20 protein-coding genes and 1 tRNA gene are annotated in these 19,851 nt (G+C 51.7%); 3 read left to right on the top strand and 18 right to left on the bottom strand.

All coding sequences use genetic code 11. The features are described from left to right. Positions 1-157 precede the first annotated feature (157 nt). The 17 genes from rpsO to Dvar_RS02980 all read right to left on the bottom strand — a co-directional run bounded on the left by rpsO (position 158) and on the right by Dvar_RS02980 (position 15,429). Positions 158-427 (bottom strand): 30S ribosomal protein S15, encoded by a 270-nt coding sequence (gene rpsO, locus Dvar_RS03060; RefSeq protein ID WP_419660259.1) that lies wholly within the window; start codon positions 425-427, stop codon positions 158-160. Between the two features lie 115 nt (positions 428-542). Continuing rightward, a complete protein-coding gene (gene truB, locus Dvar_RS03055) occupies positions 543-1,454 on the bottom strand; it encodes a tRNA pseudouridine(55) synthase TruB (RefSeq protein WP_419660258.1) in 912 nt (303 codons plus the stop codon). Continuing rightward, complete coding sequence (locus tag Dvar_RS03050) at positions 1,439-2,431, bottom strand: DHH family phosphoesterase (RefSeq protein WP_419660257.1); 993 nt, start codon at positions 2,429-2,431, stop codon at positions 1,439-1,441. Before Dvar_RS03050 ends, truB begins: the two co-directional genes overlap by 16 nt. Then, positions 2,394-2,777 carry a 30S ribosome-binding factor RbfA gene (rbfA, locus tag Dvar_RS03045; protein ID WP_419660256.1) on the bottom strand — a complete coding sequence of 128 codons (384 nt, stop codon included), beginning with the start codon at positions 2,775-2,777 and terminating at the stop codon, positions 2,394-2,396. The genes Dvar_RS03050 and rbfA overlap by 38 nt, the downstream gene beginning before the upstream one ends. A 67-nt stretch (positions 2,778-2,844) precedes the next feature. Beyond that, a complete protein-coding gene (locus Dvar_RS03040; RefSeq protein WP_419660255.1) occupies positions 2,845-3,132 on the bottom strand; it encodes a DUF503 domain-containing protein in 288 nt (95 codons plus the stop codon). A gap of 9 nt (positions 3,133-3,141) precedes the next feature. Continuing rightward, on the bottom strand, positions 3,142-6,150 hold the full coding sequence (gene infB, locus Dvar_RS03035) for a translation initiation factor IF-2 (RefSeq protein ID WP_419660254.1): 3,009 nt from the start codon (positions 6,148-6,150) through the stop codon (positions 3,142-3,144). Positions 6,151-6,215: 65 nt separating this feature from the next. Then, on the bottom strand, positions 6,216-7,613 hold the full coding sequence (gene nusA, locus Dvar_RS03030; protein WP_419660253.1) for a transcription termination factor NusA: 1,398 nt from the start codon (positions 7,611-7,613) through the stop codon (positions 6,216-6,218). After that, complete coding sequence (gene rimP / locus Dvar_RS03025) at positions 7,613-8,158, bottom strand: ribosome maturation factor RimP (protein WP_419660252.1); 546 nt, start codon at positions 8,156-8,158, stop codon at positions 7,613-7,615. Before rimP ends, nusA begins: the two co-directional genes overlap by 1 nt. A 156-nt stretch (positions 8,159-8,314) precedes the next feature. Then, positions 8,315-8,390 (bottom strand) — tRNA-Gly (locus Dvar_RS03020). 151 nt (positions 8,391-8,541) lie between these two features. Beyond that, complete coding sequence (locus tag Dvar_RS03015; protein ID WP_419660251.1) at positions 8,542-8,910, bottom strand: MerR family transcriptional regulator; 369 nt, start codon at positions 8,908-8,910, stop codon at positions 8,542-8,544. Between the two features lie 47 nt (positions 8,911-8,957). After that, a complete protein-coding gene (gene pheT / locus Dvar_RS03010) occupies positions 8,958-11,372 on the bottom strand; it encodes a phenylalanine--tRNA ligase subunit beta (protein WP_419660250.1) in 2,415 nt (804 codons plus the stop codon). Positions 11,373-11,569: 197 nt separating this feature from the next. Continuing rightward, on the bottom strand, positions 11,570-12,577 hold the full coding sequence (pheS, locus tag Dvar_RS03005; protein WP_419660249.1) for a phenylalanine--tRNA ligase subunit alpha: 1,008 nt from the start codon (positions 12,575-12,577) through the stop codon (positions 11,570-11,572). Between the two features lie 152 nt (positions 12,578-12,729). Next, complete coding sequence (gene rplT, locus Dvar_RS03000) at positions 12,730-13,080, bottom strand: 50S ribosomal protein L20 (RefSeq protein ID WP_419660248.1); 351 nt, start codon at positions 13,078-13,080, stop codon at positions 12,730-12,732. Positions 13,081-13,182: 102 nt separating this feature from the next. Continuing rightward, positions 13,183-13,380, bottom strand: coding sequence for a 50S ribosomal protein L35 (rpmI, locus tag Dvar_RS02995; RefSeq protein WP_410287348.1), 198 nt, complete (start codon positions 13,378-13,380; stop codon positions 13,183-13,185). Positions 13,381-13,599: 219 nt separating this feature from the next. After that, positions 13,600-14,088 carry a translation initiation factor IF-3 gene (infC, locus tag Dvar_RS02990; protein ID WP_419664061.1) on the bottom strand — a complete coding sequence of 163 codons (489 nt, stop codon included), beginning with the start codon at positions 14,086-14,088 and terminating at the stop codon, positions 13,600-13,602. A gap of 250 nt (positions 14,089-14,338) precedes the next feature. Beyond that, on the bottom strand, positions 14,339-14,854 hold the full coding sequence (locus tag Dvar_RS02985) for a nucleoside deaminase (protein WP_419660247.1): 516 nt from the start codon (positions 14,852-14,854) through the stop codon (positions 14,339-14,341). A gap of 14 nt (positions 14,855-14,868) precedes the next feature. Next, positions 14,869-15,429, bottom strand: a complete 561-nt coding sequence (locus Dvar_RS02980) for a type I restriction enzyme HsdR N-terminal domain-containing protein (protein WP_419660246.1) — start codon at positions 15,427-15,429, stop codon at positions 14,869-14,871. Between the two features lie 110 nt (positions 15,430-15,539). Between Dvar_RS02980 and Dvar_RS02975 the strand changes: the two genes are divergently transcribed. The 3 genes from Dvar_RS02975 to Dvar_RS02965 are packed head-to-tail and all read left to right on the top strand — an operon-like array spanning position 15,540 to position 18,012. After that, entirely contained in the window at positions 15,540-16,595 is a 1,056-nt protein-coding gene (locus tag Dvar_RS02975; protein ID WP_419660245.1) for a deoxyguanosinetriphosphate triphosphohydrolase, read from the top strand. 12 nt (positions 16,596-16,607) lie between these two features. Further along, positions 16,608-17,246, top strand: a complete 639-nt coding sequence (locus Dvar_RS02970; RefSeq protein WP_419660244.1) for a hypothetical protein — start codon at positions 16,608-16,610, stop codon at positions 17,244-17,246. Beyond that, on the top strand, positions 17,233-18,012 hold the full coding sequence (locus Dvar_RS02965) for a YkgJ family cysteine cluster protein (RefSeq protein ID WP_419660243.1): 780 nt from the start codon (positions 17,233-17,235) through the stop codon (positions 18,010-18,012). Before Dvar_RS02970 ends, Dvar_RS02965 begins: the two co-directional genes overlap by 14 nt. 24 nt (positions 18,013-18,036) lie before the next feature. Here Dvar_RS02965 and Dvar_RS02960 read toward each other — a convergent pair whose 3' ends face one another. Next, positions 18,037-19,704, bottom strand: coding sequence for a Na/Pi cotransporter family protein (locus tag Dvar_RS02960; RefSeq protein WP_419660242.1), 1,668 nt, complete (start codon positions 19,702-19,704; stop codon positions 18,037-18,039). Positions 19,705-19,851 lie beyond the last annotated feature (147 nt).

Here is a 19,851-nt window from a genome sequence, read left to right as displayed (position 1 = left end):
GCTGGCAATGGCATCCATCCACCAACCAAACGCAAACTACCGATATTACCTATCTTTTACCACACTTAAAATCTTACAAGAGGCAATGAACCTTAAAGAACAGCGGTGAACACCGGTATTGGAACAGCAATCGTATATTGCTGTTTGGCGAATCCCTCTAGCGCCGCAAGCCAAGAGTTTCGATGATGGATCGATAACGCTGTACATCGTTTCGTTTTACATAGTTGAGCAGCCGACGGCGCTTTCCGACCAGCATCAACAACCCCCGACGAGAGTGATGGTCCTTTTTGTGGACCTTCAGGTGCTCGGTCAGATAGGTGATTCGATGGGTCAACAGGCCGATTTGAACCTCCGGTGAACCGGTGTCACTATCGTGCTTTTTGTATTTTTCAATCAGTTCTTTTTTGGTTTCCGCGTTAAATGTCACTTTTCTGGTCCTCCTTGAATCAATTCCTGCATTGGAAATAGTTACCGGTTCGAAGGTTGATGGGTTCCTTACCGGATGAACCAATCGTCAAACGACGATTGGTTGGTTATCACCTTTATGCTGAAAAAACACAACAATAATTATAGCCACCCGGCGTCTGGGACTCACCCAGCACGGCAATCAAGCAGCCTTTTTCATCGACGACCTTAAATACGCCTTGATCCGCTTCTTGCAGCGGATTATCAAAGTCGGCCACGACCAACGGCATGCCGTGTTTTATTTTATTGGCCAGATCTTTATCCGCCACAACCGCCGGCATGAATGGCAATGCCGCATTCATGGGAATCACGGCTTGGGCAAGTCGGCCCGTTTCCCGCAGTTGGGCCAGCTGGTCCAGCTGCCAGGCATCCTGGACGCTGAACCCACTGCTAGCGGTTCTGCGCAATCGCTTCAAGTGCCCGCCACACCCCAAGGCCCTGCCAATGTCAGCACAAAGGGTGCGAACGTAAGTACCGGATGAGCAGCATACCACAAACCGTACCACCGGCAGATCAATGGCAAGAATTTCCAATCGCTTGATCCAAACCGACCGGCCTGGTTTTTCCACCGCTTTTCCTCGGCGGGCCAATTTGTATAGCGGCGTCCCCTTATGTTTCAACGCCGAATAAACGGGTGGGATTTGAGTGATCTTGCCCAAAAATCCTGCGGCTACCGTGCGAATGCCGTCCTCGGTGACATCTGCCCACGAATGCTGTTCGACAATGGTTCCGGTGGCATCCTGGGTATCGGTTACCGTGCCCAGAACCAAATCGGCTGCATAGGTTTTATCACCCTTTAGCAAAAACTGAGAAAGCCGCGTAGCACGATTCAGGCAACAAATCAATACACCGGTCGCAAGGGGATCCAACGTCCCCGCATGCCCAACCTTCCTGGCATTGGACAGTTTTTTAACCCGGGCTACAATCCCGGCTGACGAGATGCCCTCCGGTTTATCGACAACAACAATCCCGCTTAATTCAGATGGCATGACTCGCCAAAACCATCAGATAAATCATAAATCGTCTGCTTTAATTCCACCAGACTCGATTCCACGGAAAAACCGGCTGCGCCGGCATGCCCTCCCCCACCAAATTTCATGGCGATATTAGAAACGTCCACGCTACCATCCGACCGCAAACTCACATGGTACTGCTTTCGGGGAGGTGGTGCGGTATTGTTTTCCAACTCATGAATCAACGCAGCAACTTTCACATCACGAATTCGCCGCGCATAGTTGATCAGGCCGTCCGCGTCTTCTGGCTGGGTATCCGTGCACGCCAACATCTCCCGGGTCACCGTCATAATCGACAAATAGCCGTTATTGGATATTTCGATGGAATCGAGTGCTAGATTGAGCAATTTGATTCGTCCCAAGGAGTATGCACCATAAACATGTTGAGCCACTGTGGATGGTTTCACACCTGCCGCCACCATGGCTTCGCAAATGGAAAAAGCGGCCTGATTCGTATTGGAAAAACGAAAAGATCCGGTATCGGTCAGGATGCCGGTATAGATCGCCGTTGCCATGGCCACATCCACATCGAGCTTCATTTCCAGAATCAGCCGGTAGACAATTTCAGCCGTCGCACAGGCGTTCACATCCACCAGATGGAAATGCCCAAAGCGATTATTGGTGGTATGGTGGTCGATATTGATGATCACCGGTATGGTGGCAATATCATCCGCGGCCGATCCCACCCGACTGAGAACACCGCAATCCAGTATAACCGCGGTATCAAACCGCTGCCAGTCGGTCAATTTTTTTTGGATGCGCCCCACGGCAGGCAAAAATCGATATACCTCCGGGATGGAACTCTCGTTAAAGAGCACCACTTGGCACCCCTGCTTTTCCAATGCGATCCCCATGGCCAGCAGTGCACCGATGGCATCCCCGTCCGGCTTTATATGCGATGCCAGAAGGACGTGTTCACTTTTCGCCAGCTGTTGGATTATTTTTTTCATCATCGGTTGCTAATGATTTCAGTACCCGGTTGATATGGGCGCCATAATCAAAGGACCCATCGTGAAAGAACCTCAAATCCGGCATGTACCGAAGCCCCAATTCTCTTGCCAGCTCCCGCTTAATGAACCCTTTGGCGCTTTGAAACCCTTCCAGGATCGCCTCTTGGTCACCGCCGCCATGCATGGCAAAGTAGACTTTAGCGATGCGCAAATCCCGGCTCAAATCAACCCCGGTAATGGTTGCCTGAGCCAGTCGTGGATCGCGAACACCTTTCTGGATGAGCTTGGCCAGCACCCGCTGGATCTGCCCCGCCACACGATCCGCCCGATTAAATGATCGATTTACCAATATTTTAACCCGTCCTTAAACCCGATTGCAAAGCATCCCATTCACACTTAACCGGTAGAACGATCCTTCACATGGAGATTATTTCAAGCTGGCTGTCAATCATTTCCGCCAAGCCAAGATCTTCTGCAAAATTAAACAATTTGTCCAGTTTGGCATTGATCAGTTTCCGGTCATTACCCGTCAAACTGACACCAATCACAATTCGCTGATAGATGTCATTGTCCGCCACCTCAGCCACCGATGCATTGAACTGATTACGAATCCGCGCGACGATAGCCTTGACCACTTTGCGCTTCTCTTTCAGGGATCGACACTCATGAAGTCTGAAAATCATGCATCCCACACCGACAACCATTGCTTTTTCTTACTCCACTTCGGGCCGGATCTCTTCCAGATAGTAGCTTTCGATCACGTCGCCGACTTTAATGTCATTATAATTTTCAATGCCGATACCGCATTCGTAACCGGACTGCACTTCCTTGACATCATCCTTGAAGCGGCGCAGACTGCTGTTCTTTCCTTCGTATGTCACAATCCCATCCCGAAGCAACCGCATCAATTGTCCCCGCTGGATTTTGCCATCGGTTACATAACAGCCTGCAATAGTCCCCACCTTGGGCACGTGGAATGTCTGGCGCACTTCGGCACGTCCCAGCACCCGTTCTTCATAGGTGGATTCCATCATACCCACAATGGCATCCTTTACCTCTTTGATAACATTATAGATGACGTTGTGAAAACGCATATCTACATTTTCTTCAGCGGCCAATTCCTGAACCTTGGCATTGGGCCTTACGTTAAATCCGATAATGATGGCATTGGAATTAGCAGCCAGGAAAATATCCGATTCGGTTATCGTCCCTGTGGCCGCATGGACCACATTGATGCTGACCTCATCATTGGAAAGCTTGACCAAGGAATCCCGCAAGGCCTCAATGGAGCCATCCACATCGGCCTTGATGATCAGGTTGAGATCCTTGACCTCGCCCTGTTGCATCTTTTCGAACAGGCCTTCCAGGCTCAATCGGTTGGTCTTGGCCAACTCCTTGGAGCGTTGTTTCTGGATACGGTGCTGACTCACCTGGCGGGCATCCTTCTCATCGGCCAGGGCAACCAGTTCATCACCCGCCATGGGCACACCGGACAGCCCCACAATCTCAACCGGCATGGACGGCCCCGCCAATTCCACCACACGCCCCAGGTCGTCCTGAAGAACGCGGATTTTGCCGTAGTGCATACCGCAGACAACGGAATCCCCGGCCCGTAGTGTGCCGTCCTGCACAAGGACGGTCGCTACGGGTCCCCGGCCCGAATCCAGCTTGGCTTCGACAACATGGCCGCCGGCCAATTTGTCCGGATTGGCCTTTAACTCGAGAATTTCCGCCTGAAGCAAAATCATCTCGAGCAGTTCATCAATACCGGTCTTCTTTTTGGCCGACACCTGAACAAAGATCGCATCGCCCCCCCAAGCTTCCGGAACGAGACCGTGCTCACTGAGTTCACGTTGAACCCGATCCGGATCCGCATCCGGTTTGTCCATCTTGTTGATGGCCACGATGATCGGCACCTCGGAGGCCTTGGAGTGATTGATGGCTTCCACCGTCTGGGGCATCACCCCGTCATCGGCAGCCACCACCAGCACAACAATGTCCGTCACCTTGGCACCACGCGAACGCATGGCGGAAAAGGCCTCATGCCCAGGCGTATCCAAAAATGCGATCACGCCCTTTTCGGTCTTCACATGATAGGCCCCGATATGCTGGGTGATTCCACCCGCCTCACCTTCGGTCACCCGGGTCTGGCGAATCACGTCGAGCAATGACGTTTTACCATGATCCACATGCCCCATGATGGTCACCACCGGCGGTCGCGTGACGAGCTTGTCAGGATCGTCGGTCTCTGTTTTCTTGAGGATCACCTCTTCTTCAAAGGAGGCCTTTTCCACTTCATAACCGAATTCACCGGCTACCAATGCCGCCGTATCGTAGTCAATGGTCTGGTTGACGGTCGCCATGACCCCCATCCCCATGAGCTTGACGATCATTTCATTGGCCTTGATGCCCATTCGCTTGGCCAGTTCGGATAAAATGATGGTTTCGTCAACTTTAACCCGCCGTTTGATGGCCTTGGCCGTGGTGATTTGTGTTTTCTGGCCGACGGGCACAGACTTCTGTTTTCCACCTTTGCGCCCTTTGCGCCCCCGTTTTCCACTGTAAAGGGCAGCACCTTCGACGATCTCTTTTTTTCTGAAACCGCCTTTCTTTTTGGGAAAACGAGCCTCGTCGCCGTTTCCGTTTACCTCTTTCTTGCGCCAGCCTTTTTTCTTCTTGTCCTTGGTTGAAACAGGCGCATCACCATTTTCCGGTTTGGGTGGATACGGACGCCGCTGCTTATCCCCCTGTTCTGAAGATTTGATCAGTGATTTTATCGGTTTGGTTGGCAACTTGATAATCTTGGCAGGGGTGTCCTTTTTACTCTTTTTCGTCTTTGCCGCAGCAGCCTTGGGCGGTTTTTCAGCAACCGGTTCCGCAGGCGGAGGCTCAGAGGTCACGGCAGGCGGTTCATCAACGGCTGGCTCCGCTTCAGTTGTAGTTTCCACTTCAGTTTTGGTCTCCACTTCGGTTGTGGCCACCGCTTCAGTTGCAGTCTCCGCTTCGGTGATTTCTTCAACCGCTGGAGGGCTCTGTTCATCCACTGGCTGCGGTGCATTGCCATCAGGCGTGTCTACCGGCGGTTCAAGTTCCGTTGGCGCACTGGTTTCCGGTACGGTAACATCGGCCGCCTGCGCTTCTGCCGATATTTCCTCAGCAGCATCCACCGTTTCATCGGTCGCCGTAGCAGACGCTTCCACCTCGGGTTCTTCAGCGATCTCGGGCACCGTAGGCGGCTCCTGTTTGGGTTTGGGCTTTGAAATAATTTTGGCGGCGTCAGCCGGCTTACGTTTTTTCACAACAGGCTTTTCTTCAGGCAGCACGTCTTTTGCCTTCACAGCCGGAACGCTTTCTTCTGCATCAACCGGTGGGGGGGATTCCGGTTCTACAGGCGGTGCCAGTTCCACTTCCTCTTCTTTGGGTGGTTCCTCGACAGACTCCTTGACTGATTCCTGGGCTGATTCTTCGACGGGTTCCTGGATGGTTGTCTCTTGCGGCGTAGCAATCTTACGACGCCGAATAACTGTGGGCCGCACGCGTTTTTCTTCGAGCTGATCGTCTCTTTCACCGAAAAGCGCCGTTTTGATTTTTGCCACCACTTCTTCGTCCAAAGAGCTCATATGACTATTCACTTCGATATCAAGGTCTCGGATTTTGTCCAACAGTTCCCTGTTCGTCATGTTAAGATCTCTGGCAAACTCATATACTCTGATTTTTGCCATCCAGTCCCCCCCAAATCATGTGTTAAGCAGTTATTTCCCTTTTATCTGAGTCATGCCGGGATCCGCTACTGCTCTTCTATCGATTCGGCATCGGAGGCTGCAGGTGTATCGGTGTCATTCGCCGACGATACCACAGGCTGATCAGCCTCCTTTTCAGCTGGCGGTGACGCCGCATTCATGCTTTCCGCATCGTCTGCTTCTGCCTCCAAGTGCTTTGATTCTTCAGCCTCGGCAATGTACTGCCTTGCACTATCAATCAACACTTCAGCCTTTTCCTGCCCAATCCCTTTAATTTCAACCAACTCATCAACGCTGGCGTCGGCAAGTTCCTCGGCTGAATAGATGCCTTTTTCAAAAAAGGCATCCGCCAATCCTGCACCGACCCCTGGAACATTGACCAGCGATTCATATCCCAGTTCCATCATTTCATTGTATTTGGTCTCGGAGTTGACATCCAAATGCCATCCGGTAAGTTTGGACGCCAAACGAACATTCTGCCCTCTTTTGCCAATGGCAACGGAAAGAAATTCGTCGGGGACGATCACTTCCATGGACTTGTTTTCTTCATCAATGATGACCCTGGAAATCTCGGCCGGTGCCAACGCATTGCATACATATTTGGCAGCGTCAACATGCCAGGTGATGATATCAATCTTCTCCCCGCGAAGTTCCTGCACCACATTCTGCACCCGAGAGCCTTTCATACCGACACAGGCCCCAACCGGGTCGATATCCGAATCGTGGGAAGAAACGGCAAACTTGGCCCGGCTTCCTGGCTCACGGGCCGCCCCTTTGACCTCCACGATACCTTCGCTGATTTCGGGCACTTCCGTTTTGAATAAATTGATCAACAAATCCGGATGGGTGCGTGAAAGGACAATTTGGGGCCCACGTGTGTCATAAAGAACATCAAGAATCAGGGCCCGAATACGATCGCCGCGTCTGTAGCTTTCCCGTGGAATCTGTTCCCGCGTGGGCAAAATGGCTTCAGTCGTTCCCATGTTAACAATGATGTTCCCACGATCCACACGTTGAACGATACCATTGATCACCTCGCCCTTGCGGTCAATGTAACTGGAATAAACCGCGTCGCGTTCGGCATCCTTCATCTTTTGTATGATCACCTGTTTGGCAGACTGGGCAGCAATCCGCCCAAAGGTAGACGTGTCCATCTTGGTGCCCAAACTATCACCAACTTCACAGTCCGGGTCTAATTTACGCCCTTCTTTGATGCTGATCTGCAGATCCGGCTCGGTTACATCCTCGACGACCTCTTTGAATTGAAAGACTTCGATTTCACCCGTGTCGGGGCTGTATTGCGCTTCAATGTCGACTTTGCTACCGAATTTTTTTCTGGCAGCAGAACGCAACGCCTCTTCCAGGGCACGAATCAATATCTCCGCATCAATGCCCTTGTCCCGGCTTACCTGCTCCACCACACGTTTGATATCTGCTATAAACATCAGTGTTCTCCGTTATAATTGATCAGCCGTGCCCGTGTAATATCTTTGAAATTCAGACTGATTTTCTCTTTGTCGACCTGCAACTGGATCATTTCACCGATCACCCCGGATAACCTGCCGGTAAAATTTTTGCGACCGTTCACAGCCGTACTGACACGAATCTTTGCATGCTGCCCCTCAAAACGGATAAAATCTTCAAGTTTGCCCACGGGCCGATCAATGCCTGGTGAAGATACTTCCAGCCGGTAAGGTGGGACATCCTGCAGGTGGACATCCAGAATATCTTCCATTTGGCGACTGATATCGACACAGTCATCCAGCGTTACCCCCCCAGGTTTGTCGATAAAGAAACGCAAAGTCAACCCGCCAGGTTCACGTTGGTATTCAACATGCACCAGTTCCAGGCCCTCAAGATTGCAAAGGGGCTCTGCCAAACGGGTCACTGTTGCCACCAAGGCTTGCTGCCATTCTCGGTCTTGCTTAACCGATGGATGGACACCTTCCCGTTGGGGTCGCTTTTTGGGTTTTCCCGTACGTTTGACCATATTCTCGTCGAACAAAAAAAACAAAAACGGGCGAACAGCCCGTTTCCATTTTCAAACCGATTATGGATACCGTCTTCTACCAGTCCATAAAACCCGTCAGGCGAAAAAGCCTATATTCCAGCAGCATCACCGGAACAGACGAAACCGGACATGAAATGGAGCGGGCAACGAGATTCGAACTCGCGACACCAAGCTTGGGAAGCTTGTACTCTACCAACTGAGCTATGCCCGCTCACCAAGGCATAATCATTACGGCAAAAAACACGCGATGTCAATATCTTTCTAGTCAGGCAGCAGAATAACAGAAGCAATAAAAAAAATGAACGCCATTTCTGTAAACAAAATTCGTTTTGGCACGCCCATCAGACCCGGACGCCTGCATGTCAACCGCGGTAGTCATCGATCAGATCTCGGAGGCGAATCAGCTCAGCACGAATATCAGCGATATCCGTCAGGGCGGGTGCCCGGTTGATTTCATCCTCAAGATTGGATTGTTGTTTCAAATGCTGACGGGCACCCTCAATGGTAAATCGTCTATCGTAGAGCAGTTTTTTAATTTTCAGTACCAGCTTTACATCCTGCCGGCGATACAAACGCTGCCCAGACTCGGTCCGTTTGGGCTTGATCTGCCTGAACTCTCCTTCCCAAAATCGCAGGACATAGGCTGGAACACCGGCGAGGCGACTCACCTCGCCGATCTTGAAATAAAACTTGTCGGGTATCGCGACTGCACCGCGAGCATCTTCTTTCATCGGCATTATCTCTGTGACTGGAAGTGCTAACGGCGATTCAGCATCATTTATGCCGGAAGCGCCGCCCCGACGTCGGCAATCAGACGATGGGTGAGATCCTGGTGAATCGTGTTCACGCTTTCATCGTCCAAGGTCCGTTCGGCAGATCGATAGACGAACCGGAATGACAAACTCTTTTTGCCAGCCGGAATGGGGTCGCCAACAAACACATCGAACAGATAAACATCTTCCACCAAGGCTTCCTTGAAGCCAATCGCTGTCTCCAACACACGTCCGGATTCCACGTCCTGATCGACGATCATGGTGATATCCCGGGTTGTGGATGGATACCGGGGGATTGGTGCCATCTGGCGGGTACCGGGAAGCAGCCGAGCCAAGACTTCGACGTCCAGTTCGAAAACAAACACCGGCGGCTTGAGCCGAAACGCATCGACCACGGCGGGATTCAATTCACCCACCTGCCCCACGACATCATCATTGTGAAGGATCTGGGCTGTATGACCAGCGCGAAAAACGCTGCACCCGTCGTCAGGCAAGGCTTTGAACAAGAGCCCGCCAATCCCTAAAACAAGGCTCAGCCCTTCAACCGTTCCCTTGATATCAAAAAAATCACAGGGCCTTTCCTTGGCATGCCACGCCGCTTTGTCAGCCGCACCGATCCAACATGCCACAAGCATCTCTTTTTCCTGGGGCAGCAGTTCGCCCTCCCGGGGGAAAAAAACCTTGCCGATTTCAAACAGGCGCAGTTCGGTTTGCTGCCGGGAAATATTGCGCTGGGCAGCCTCGAGCACACCAGGAATCAGACTGGTGCGCATCACCGCCAGGTCCTCTGAGATGGGGTTGAGCAGGGGCACGTGCAGGCGGCGTGGATCATCTTCCACCAACTGCATTCGATCACAGGCATCGGCTCCGATAAAACTGTAATTGATCGCCTCGGAGAACCCAAACCCACTGAGGATGTCTCTGATCTGATTGCGCAGTGCCATCATTGGCAAAGGGGTCACGCCTTCGCTGGGCAGCGAAGGAAACGTAGTGGGAATCTGGTTGTAGCCGGAAAGCCGGGCCACTTCTTCCATGAGATCCTGAGGCCGGGCGACATCCACACGAAATGACGGTACCTTCACCGTCAGGCCAGCGTCACCATCCTTCTCGACACCAAATTCGATTGACGATAGCAAGGATCCCATGCGGTCACGGTCCAAATTTGTGCCCAGCAGGTTATTGGTGGCGTCCACATCCAGCGAAAGCACCGGTGGTTCGGATGATCGGTAATCCTCATCAATAATTCCATCCACCAGATTGCCCTGCCCCAATTCGGCCATCAGACTAGCGGCACGGTTGAGTGCGAAAAGGGTACCATCCGGGTCCACCCCCCGCTCGAACCGGTGAGATGCATCCGTGCTCAGTCCCAGGGCTTTGGATGTTCTGCGGATACTGATCGGATCAAAGCAGGCGCTTTCGATAAGGACGCGCGTGGTGGTATCCTCGATTTCCGAATTCAGCCCCCCCATAACGCCGCCCACGGCGACCGGTTTCTGGCCGTCGCAAATCATCAACATGTGATCGGCCAGCAGGCGCTCTTTCTGATCCAGAGTGGTGAACGGCTCTCCCTGACCGGCGGTACGGACGACAATGCGATGCTCGGCCAAATGGTCAAAATCAAAGGCATGCAGGGGCTGACCGGTTTCAAGCATCACAAAATTGGTGATGTCAACCAGATTGTTGATGGGACGCACATCCACCGATCGCAATCGTTCTTGAAGCCAGTAGGGTGAGGGGGCCACGGTGAGCCCATCCAACAAGCAGGCGGAATATCTGGGGCAGTGGTCCGGCGCCTGGATGGTCACCGATGTCATTGCAGTGATGTCGCCTTGTGCAGCGGGCATGTCAAAGGCAGGGAGAGTCATCTTCACCCCTTGAATGGCGGCAATTTCCCTGGCGACCCCCATCATGCTCAGGCAGTCGGGCCGGTTGGGTGTCAAACCGATTTCAAGCGTGAAATCATCAAGCCGAAGGGCCGACGCAATCGGCGTTCCCGGTTGCAAGTCCTCATCCATGAGCATCAATCCGGAGCCGTCCACGCCCAACGCCAATTCAATTTCACTGCACAGCATACCCTCGGAATGTTCCCCGCGAATAACGCTCGCTTCCAATTGCATTCCATTGGGCAGTGCGGTCCCGACCAAGGCCAGGGGCGCATTCATGCCGACCGTTACATTGGGTGCGCCGCAAACCACCTGAACGGTATCATTGCCACGATCCACCCGGCACAACTTCAGCCGGTCGGCATTTGGATGCGGCAAGACCGCTTTCACCTTACCGACGACGACCGTTTCCAGATAGGCATATCGGTCGATAACGGCCTCAACCTCAAACCCCGCCATGGTCAGCGCATCGGCAAGATCAGAAACCGTCATTTGAATGGGCACATATTCTTTCAGCCAGCTAAGACTTACTTTCATGGGTCTGCAAGCACTTTCGTTAAAATTGACGGATTCGTAAAAAGCCCGATATCGGCGTTACGCGTATCCTTCGTCACTGCGGAGTACCCTATGTACGCTGCCTTCGGCACCCGCGATAGCGGTATTCCTAAGGATTCGCAAGCCTTGATCTCGGGCTTTTTACGAATCCGTCCGAACGGCGACTTTTTACGAGTTCGTTAGAATTGGCTTAAAAATCGGTAATCATTGTCAAAATAGCGTCGAATGTCATCAATGCCGTATTTCAGCATGGCAATCCGCTCCACCCCCATGCCAAATGCGAAGCCGGTATACTGGCTGGTGTCATAACCGACATTTTCAAATACCGCCGGATGGACCATGCCGGACCCCAACACTTCCAACCACCCCGTGTGCGAACAGACGCGGCAGCCTTTTCCCCGGCAGATCACGCAGCGAATGTCAACTTCGGCACTGGGCTCGGTAAACGGGAAAAAACTGGGCCGGAAACGCAATGTCGTCTCCTCGTCAAACATCTGGTGCACGAAGGCGGCCAGTGTACCTTTGAGATCGGAGAAAGAGACATGACGATCCACCAAAAGCCCCTCGACCTGATGAAACATGGGCGTATGGGTCAAATCCGAATCGCATCGGTAAACCTTACCCGGTGCAATAATTCGAACGGGAGGCTTGCGTTTTTCCATCACCCGGGGCTGGGTCGGTGACGTATGGGTTCGCAACACCACATTGTCCGACACATAAAAGGTATCCTGCATGTCCCGCGCCGGATGATTCTTCGGAATATTGAGGGCTTCGAAATTGTAATAGTCGGTTTCGACCTCAGGCCCCTCGACCACATCAAACCCCATCTGAGAGAAAATATTACAGATGCGGTTGGTAATCTGAGTGATCGGATGAAGCGATCCTTTTTCCGGCACCCGTCCTGGCAAGGATACATCGATGCGATCGGTCACCGTTTGCGTGCTGCTGGTCAGGCGCTCCTCCGCCTTTTTGAACTCATTTTCCAGAGAACGCTTGATTTCGTTGGCCCGTTTACCTGCCAGGGGCCTTTCTTCGGCGGGGAGACTGGAAATATTTCGCAGAAAATGGGTGACCCGTCCTTTTCGACCAAGGTACTGGATGGACAACTCGTTTACGCCATCGACATCCGTTGCTGATGCCAATGCGTCCATGGCGTCCGCATAAATCCGTTCTATAGTGTTTTCCACAATCGTCGCTCTGTAATGGTTTGGATTGTTGCCGTTCCTATCGCCCCGCCGAAGCGGGACGACGACAACGGTAATTCTCGCGGTAACAGGGGAAGGGGTAGCGGTAGGTACCGACACAAAACGGCAAATCGCCGCGATAAGGATGCCCCGACTTACCCCTGCTGTGACGCCAGCGCGGCAATCTGGGCAAATCCGGAAGGATCGGATATTGCAAGATCGGCGAGCACCTTGCGGTCCAGGTTGACATCGGCCTTTTTCAATCCACTGATCAACCGGCTGTATGACATGTCGTTCATTCTTGCGGCCGCATTGATACGGGCAATCCACAGGCGGCGAAACTGACGTTTCCGCTGTTTACGGTCCCGGTATGCATAATTAAGGGCTTTGTCGACGGTGTCCGCCGCCGTTCGGAACAACTTGCTGTGCCCCCCACGGAAACCTTTGGCCAGTTTCAACACTTTATTGCGGCGTCTTCTCGCCTTGAATCCTCTTTTTACTCGCATGATTTCATCTCCTTAAGATAACAGGAGCGGCGCTTTATCGGCATATTAATAGTCGGCCGAATCGATGGAACCTGTCCTGTCGCATGTTGGTCAAACCATCGCTTACCCGTTGGGTAAAAGCAGCCGGACTTCCCGCATATCACTCTTTTTTATCAATTGCATCTTTTTTAATGACCGTTTTCGCTTACGGGTCTTGGAGGTCAAAATATGACTATGATGAGACTTTGAAAACGTGTATCGGCCGGAGCCAGTTTTTTTAAATCGTTTGGCCGCCGCCCGGTTGGTTTTGATTTTTGGCATTTTTTTCTCCTTGAACAAAAGATAAATCGTTTGGCAAAAATATTACGTGTTGACACACAAATCGCTCACCAGCCGGAGCAATTGAACGCCAGATTTCAAAAACCGATGGCGCGAACGAAACGCCTGCGTTCACGCCAGCATTATAATCAGCCCGTCACTTTTTAATTGTGGCCAATGAAGCCAACACCATACAGTGCGATGGGTATAGGCCAGAAGGAATTACCGGGGCGCTAGCACCATCATCATCGTACGTCCTTCAAATTTGGGGTATTGCTCTACGACGGCAATATCTTCCAATTCAGTGGCGATCTGTTGAAGCAATTCCCGCCCCCGGTTTGAAAGCGTAATTTCCCGCCCCCGAAACATCACCGTAACCTTCACTTTATCTTTACGGTCGATGAATTTCCGAATATGCCCCATCTTCGTTTCCAGATCATGCTCGCCGGTTTTTGGCCGGACCTTGATCTCTTTGATCTGAAAGGTGGTCTGCTTTTTTTTGGCTTCCTGCTGTTTTTTGGTCTGTTCGTACTTGAACCGACCGTAGTCCATGATCTTGCACACCGGCGGTTTGGCGTTGGGTGAAATTTCTACAAGATCAAGACCAAAATCATTGGCTTTGGCCAAGGCCTGATGAATCGGAAGAATGCCAACTTGATTGCCATCCGGATCAATCAAGCGCACTTCCCTCACTCGGATACTCTTGTTAATCCGGGTGGTGTCAGGCTGTCTTCTACTAAAGTTTGGTTTTCTGGGACCAGCTATACGTTCACCTCCTGCTGTGCAGCACGTTGGGTTAGATCATTCCAACGGCCATTTCGGTAAAGGCCGATGGTTGTGCCAGAAAAAAATATAAAACAGCTATACCATACTAAACTTTATTCCAATATCTAACACGACCATCAAATGCAAGAAAAAAAAATGGAAAATCAAAGAAAAACCGTTAGCAACAATCCAAGGCTCAGAAGGATAAGGGTTGATCAAGCGTATAACGGCTAAGCGGGCTATCTGCCCAGTAGGCATTGCCCGGTTCGGAAAAAAACTGCTGGAACAACGCCAAACTTTGCTCTCGACGGACACCGGCGGTCACCGTTATCGGATTGTCACGGTAAAGCGGCGACAGCATGGACCGATCGCACCCGGTTCCTCCGCCCATTACATCTTCATAAGCATAGACAACCCTACCGATTCCGCTGAGCATGATGGCGGAAAAACACATCAAACACGGCTCCATCGTACAATAAATGGTCAATCGCAAGCGGTCCATGTCCGGTGCATGCCGGTAAAGCCAGCGCAGGGTATTGATTTCAGCATGATCAATTTCATTGGCCGTCCGATCGGCCGTTCCCGTTCGCCTGCCCTTGGCAACGACCGCATTTTCATCGGCAATCACGCACCCCACCGGAAAATCACCGTTTTTCAAAGCAGCCTCGGCTAAATCAAGCGCAACAGCCATCAGTGCGTCATCGTTATCCACTACGCCATCCAAACTCATGCGATCTTACATGCGGTATCGTCACAGGGACATCCGCCATCAATTTCGAATGCATAAACGATTCTGGCTTCCATTTCGGCTCGTTTGGGTGAAATCGGCGAAAACGCATAGGCCGCCTGTTGTACGTTGTGCAACAGTTCAGCCCGGGATGGGATTTGATCAAAACCCGATGTACGCAAAATGCTGTTTTCCCCATCCAAGATGTCCGCCGTTTCTCCATTGGTCACAACAACCACCGGTATCTGGTAGGGCTCGACCAAGCGACTGATCGCCAGGGCCGGCCGATGGCGGGTGACCAGCGAACCTGGCGCATATTTAATCACCATTATCCGTCGATCGTCAACTGTAACCGTAAAATCTACCCATATGCGACCTTTGCGGGTATCTGCGGCCACAATCAATGGGCGACGGGATTGGATATCTTCTTTTGGATATCCTTTTTCCACCACTAAAAATCGCGCGATTTTCTGGCGATAACGTTCGTCGTGCGTATCATCCAGGGTTTCCCCGGTGAAAAAATCTTCTATTTTTCCCAATACGAGATGATGGCCACCCATTGTCCACCTTCCTTAAATCAAATCAACATAGCACTTTACAAAGCCTTTTGTCTGTGAATAGATATTTCTCCAGAATAATACATCGATACCAAAATAACAACCGGTGTACCATGAACATACGCGAGCAGTTTGAAAAACGCGAAAAAAACTTCATGTCCCCATTCGGCTGTCAAAGCGCCCAGAGCCAGGGAAGAAGGCGGGCGGAAACGCCTTGCCCGATTCGCACCGCATTTCAGGTGGACCGCGACCGAATTGTTTATTGTAATGCCTTTCGGCGGCTGAAGCACAAAACCCAGGTATTTCTGAACCCTCTCGGCGATGAATACCGCACGCGCCTGACCCACACGCTGGAGGTATCCCAAATCGCCAGGACCATCACCCGGGCGATGTTTCTAAACGAAGATCTGGCAGAAGCAATCGCCTTGGGACACGACTTGGGACACACCCCTTTTGGCCACGGTGGAGAAGCGGTACTGCAAGAGATTCATTCCCCGGAGTTTTTTCACCACAAACAAAGCCTGCGGGTGGTTGACATGATCGAGAACAATGGCCAGGGCCTGAACCTGACCTACGAAGTTCGCGACGGTATTGTCAAGCACTCCAAAGGGTATGGAAAAATTCTGCCCGATGACCCTGAAGAGCTGGCTTGCACCATGGAAGGCCGCATTGTGCGCATCGCCGACATCATGGCGTACCTGAACCATGATCTTGACGATGCCATCCGCAGCGGGGTGATCCGTGAAACGCAGGTACCTGAAGTCTGTACCCGGGTTATCGGCCGAACCCATCAGGAACGGGCCACAACCATGATTCGGGACCTGATCTTTTCCAGTCGAGCCAGCAGCGGGCAACTGCACCTGGCCATGAGCGACGAAGTCTTCGACGCCATGACCACCCTGCGAGCGTTTCTTTATGAAAACGTCTACCGGTCAAACAGTGTTCACCGGGAATTTATCAAGGCGAAAAAAATATTATCCGAGCTTTACGCCTACCTGCTAAAAGACGAAATGGTGTTGGAAGCGGAACTGACGCGTATGGGTATTGCCGGTTGCCTGAAAAACGGCGAACCCCGCGAACAAGTCGTTTGCGATTTCATCGCCAGCATGACCGATCGCCATGCGCTGAGCCTGTATGGAAAAATCTTTTTTCCGAACCCCACTGTGTGATACAAGCGGCTGATGATCTCGACACCGACCATTGAATCGATCGTTACCAACAAAAGCGCTTATCTTTCAGCGCTTGACCGGCTGGCGGCGCTTTTTCAGCAAATGGATCAAGCCTATGCGGCCGTGGCCGACCAATATGGGTTTCATTGTAAGGGGTGCCAGGACAATTGCTGCCAGACGCGCTTTTACCATCACACCCTGATCGAATACCTTTACCTGCTTGAAGGCGTACGCCAGCTGGGCCGTGCAACCTGGCAGGCCGTCCGCAGCCAGGCGTTGTCCGTTATCGATCAGATGGCCCAGGCGGACCGACAAGGTAAGGCGCCGCGAATCATGTGCCCCCTGAATCAAGATGGCCTGTGCCTTGTTTACGACCACCGCCCCATGATTTGCAGGCTGCACGGCATCCCCCACGAGTTGCATCGCCCCAATGGCAGTGTCCAAAAAAATCCGGGCTGCGACGCTTTTTTTGAACAATGTCGAGAACACGGCAAAAGCGATTATATTCCGTTTGACCGCACCCCCTTGTACCGCAGTATGGCCATGCTTGAACGAACACTGCGGTCGCAAACCGGTTTTCAAGAAAAAATCAAACTCACCATTGCCCAAATGCTGGCAGCCATCACGGATAAACAGTATGAAATCAATTGACCCGCAAACGATTGCGCAACTGCCGGGCAAACCGCTTAAGAAGAACGACACCTTTGCCTTTGCCTGCCATCAGGACCTGGCCTGTTTCAACCGATGCTGCCGGAACCTGAACCTGTTTCTTTATCCATATGATGTCATTCGTCTGAGGAAGGCATTAAACATGGATTCTGAACAGTTTCTGGATACCCATGTGGATGTGGTCATGCGTGAGGGAAACTTTTTTCCCGAGGTCCTTTTACGGATGGCTGACAATGAAGCCAAAACCTGCCCTTTTTTGAGTGATCAGGGATGCACGGTATATCCAGATCGCCCCGATACATGCCGCACGTTTCCGGTGGAACAGGGCATCTTGTTCAAGAGCCAATCATCCCCACCGGAGATCGTCAGTTTTTTTCGGCCACCAGATTTTTGTCTGGGCCGCCATGAGGATCAAACCTGGACCCTTGCAAGCTGGGCAGATGATCAGGATGCGGTCATGTTTAATCGCATGACGGCCCGTTGGGCGGCGGTCAAAGCGCTGTTCGCAAGAGATCCGTGGGGACCTGCGGGAATGAACAGCCCAAAGGGTAAAATGGCCTTCATGGCTGCCTACAACATCGACCGATTCAGGGAATTTGTTTTTCAGAGCAGTTTTCTGAAGCGCTATCGGGTAAAAAAAGCCCTGGTTAAAAAATGTCGCGCCAGCGACCGGGAATTGCTGCTTTTTGGGTTTGAATGGATTCGCTATTTTGTTTGGGGGATCCAATCGGACAGCATCCGCGGTTGAATCATTGACGGATTCGTAAAAAAGTTATTTCTTGCCTGCCACGGCTTCGGCAATGTTGAACAAATAGTCGCCGATCTTTTCCAGATTGGTCAGCAGATTGACATATAAAAGCCCTTGATTAATCCCGCATTCACATGATCGCAGTCGCTGAACATGATCATCGCGAAATTTTTCGCGCATGGCGTCAATGGTATTTTCCAATTTATCGGCCTGCACCATGAAATTTGACGGCCGCTGCCGCATGGCCGATGTAATCAGGTCCATGAACTCGGCCACCTTATCCACCAACGCATTCAGATCCACCATGGCCGTCTCTGTGAAAGCAAGATTACTCTCGATTAAATCTTCGATGGTTTGAGCGATATTTTCAACGGAATCACCGATGCGCTCAATGTTGTTGGTCATTCGCATCAGGCTGGAAATTTCCTTGGCTTCAGACTCGCTTACATCACTCTGGTAGATGCGGGTGAGGTAGGCCAAAATCTCCCGTTGCATATCATCCAGATGATTTTCGACTTTTCGCCATTTGGCCAGTTTTTTGTAATCCCTGTCCTTGAGTCGCTTCACTGTTTTTCGAAAGGTGTAACTGGCAGATTCCGCCATGCGCAGGATTTCACTACGGGTCTCCACAATGGCGGCGATGGGGGTGTTAATCAGCCGGTCACCAAAATTAGGCAGTCGGAAAAAATCGACCTCTTCATCTTCCTTGGGCGACAGCAAAATGGCAACCTTGATCAGCCAGGGCAGTACCAAGAGAAAAAACGAGGCGTTGAGGACATTGAACAAACTATGGCCGTTGGCGATATAGCGACCGACATTGACCAGATCCCCCTCGACCACCTGGTCCACAGGGCCAGCGCCGAGCTTCAGGGACACCAACTGGACTAAGTCGACAAAAAAGGGAAAGATACACAGCATCATGAACACACCGATCACATTGAACATGGTGTGGGCCCGTGCGGCTCGATGGGCGTTGATGTTGTTGGACCCAATCGTGGCCAGTTCGGCAGTGATGGTGGTACCGATATTTTCTCCCAGCACCAGGGCCATGGCACCCGGAAATGCAAGCAGCCCCTGGCTGGCCAGGGTCATGGTCAGGCCGATGGTGGCAGAGGAGGATTGCACGAGAATGGTCAGGACGGCACCCACCACCACACATAACAGCAGGCCGCCGGCACTGCTGGGATCAAAACGGGTGAAGAAATCCAGAAACGTGGGATCGCTCTTAATCGGTGCAAGTCCGTGTTTCATGACCGTCATGCCGTAAAAGAGCAACCCAAAGCCTAAAATCACCTCGCCGATGTAGCGGGTTTTCTTCTGTTGACTAAAGAATTTAAGCACAACACCAACGGTGATGGCGGGCAAGGCCAGTGCCGATAATTTAAAGGCGATCAACTGCGCCGTAACCGTGGTACCAATGTTTGCCCCAAGAATCATTCCCACAGCCTGCTGAAGCGTCATCAGACCGGCAGTCACAAAGCCGATCAGCATTACCGTGGTGGCGGAAGAAGACTGAACCATGGCAGTGACCACTGTTCCGGTCAAGCAACCCAGTATACGATTCGAAGACACCGCACTCAGAATCGCCTTGATCCGTTTGCCTGCCGTCATTTGGAGCCCTTCGGTCATCATCTTCATGCCCAGGATAAACATTCCAAGGCCACCGAGGGTCGTAATGAGCACACTCGTCATCGCCATCTCCATCCCTCAGATCGCTTTACTGTTTTGGCCGCGATCTGATCGCAATCCCACCCGTAAAAAATAAATATAAATATTTTCAATTAGTTAATTAAAAACCATGAAAAGTTGGCTTGGTTTTACCATAGGTCGCCCAGATGT

The organism is Desulfosarcina variabilis str. Montpellier (assembly GCF_048565275.1).
Lineage (GTDB): Bacteria > Desulfobacterota > Desulfobacteria > Desulfobacterales > Desulfosarcinaceae > Desulfosarcina > Desulfosarcina variabilis.
Note: the sequence above shows the minus strand (reverse complement) of the source record. Positions and strands in the feature narration are given on the sequence as shown.

Excerpts from the sequence above, each read along its gene's own strand:
- Dvar_RS03040 (WP_419660255.1), bottom strand. The coding sequence starts at position 3,132 with ATGGTTGTCGGTGTGGGATGCATGATTTTCAGACTTCATGAGTGTCGA.
- Dvar_RS02975 (WP_419660245.1), top strand. The coding sequence starts at position 15,540 with ATGAACATACGCGAGCAGTTTGAAAAACGCGAAAAAAACTTCATGTCC.
- infB (WP_419660254.1), bottom strand. The coding sequence starts at position 6,150 with ATGGCAAAAATCAGAGTATATGAGTTTGCCAGAGATCTTAACATGACG.
- Dvar_RS02980 (WP_419660246.1), bottom strand. The coding sequence starts at position 15,429 with ATGGGTGGCCATCATCTCGTATTGGGAAAAATAGAAGATTTTTTCACC.
- rplT (WP_419660248.1), bottom strand. The coding sequence starts at position 13,080 with ATGCGAGTAAAAAGAGGATTCAAGGCGAGAAGACGCCGCAATAAAGTG.
- rimP (WP_419660252.1), bottom strand. The coding sequence starts at position 8,158 with ATGGTCAAACGTACGGGAAAACCCAAAAAGCGACCCCAACGGGAAGGT.
- Dvar_RS02960 (WP_419660242.1), bottom strand. The coding sequence starts at position 19,704 with ATGACGAGTGTGCTCATTACGACCCTCGGTGGCCTTGGAATGTTTATC.
- Dvar_RS03015 (WP_419660251.1), bottom strand. The coding sequence starts at position 8,910 with ATGAAAGAAGATGCTCGCGGTGCAGTCGCGATACCCGACAAGTTTTAT.
- pheT (WP_419660250.1), bottom strand. The coding sequence starts at position 11,372 with ATGAAAGTAAGTCTTAGCTGGCTGAAAGAATATGTGCCCATTCAAATG.
- Dvar_RS02970 (WP_419660244.1), top strand. The coding sequence starts at position 16,608 with ATGATCTCGACACCGACCATTGAATCGATCGTTACCAACAAAAGCGCT.
- Dvar_RS03050 (WP_419660257.1), bottom strand. The coding sequence starts at position 2,431 with ATGATGAAAAAAATAATCCAACAGCTGGCGAAAAGTGAACACGTCCTT.
- rpmI (WP_410287348.1), bottom strand. The coding sequence starts at position 13,380 with ATGCCAAAAATCAAAACCAACCGGGCGGCGGCCAAACGATTTAAAAAA.
- nusA (WP_419660253.1), bottom strand. The coding sequence starts at position 7,613 with ATGTTTATAGCAGATATCAAACGTGTGGTGGAGCAGGTAAGCCGGGAC.
- truB (WP_419660258.1), bottom strand. The coding sequence starts at position 1,454 with ATGCCATCTGAATTAAGCGGGATTGTTGTTGTCGATAAACCGGAGGGC.
- Dvar_RS02965 (WP_419660243.1), top strand. The coding sequence starts at position 17,233 with ATGAAATCAATTGACCCGCAAACGATTGCGCAACTGCCGGGCAAACCG.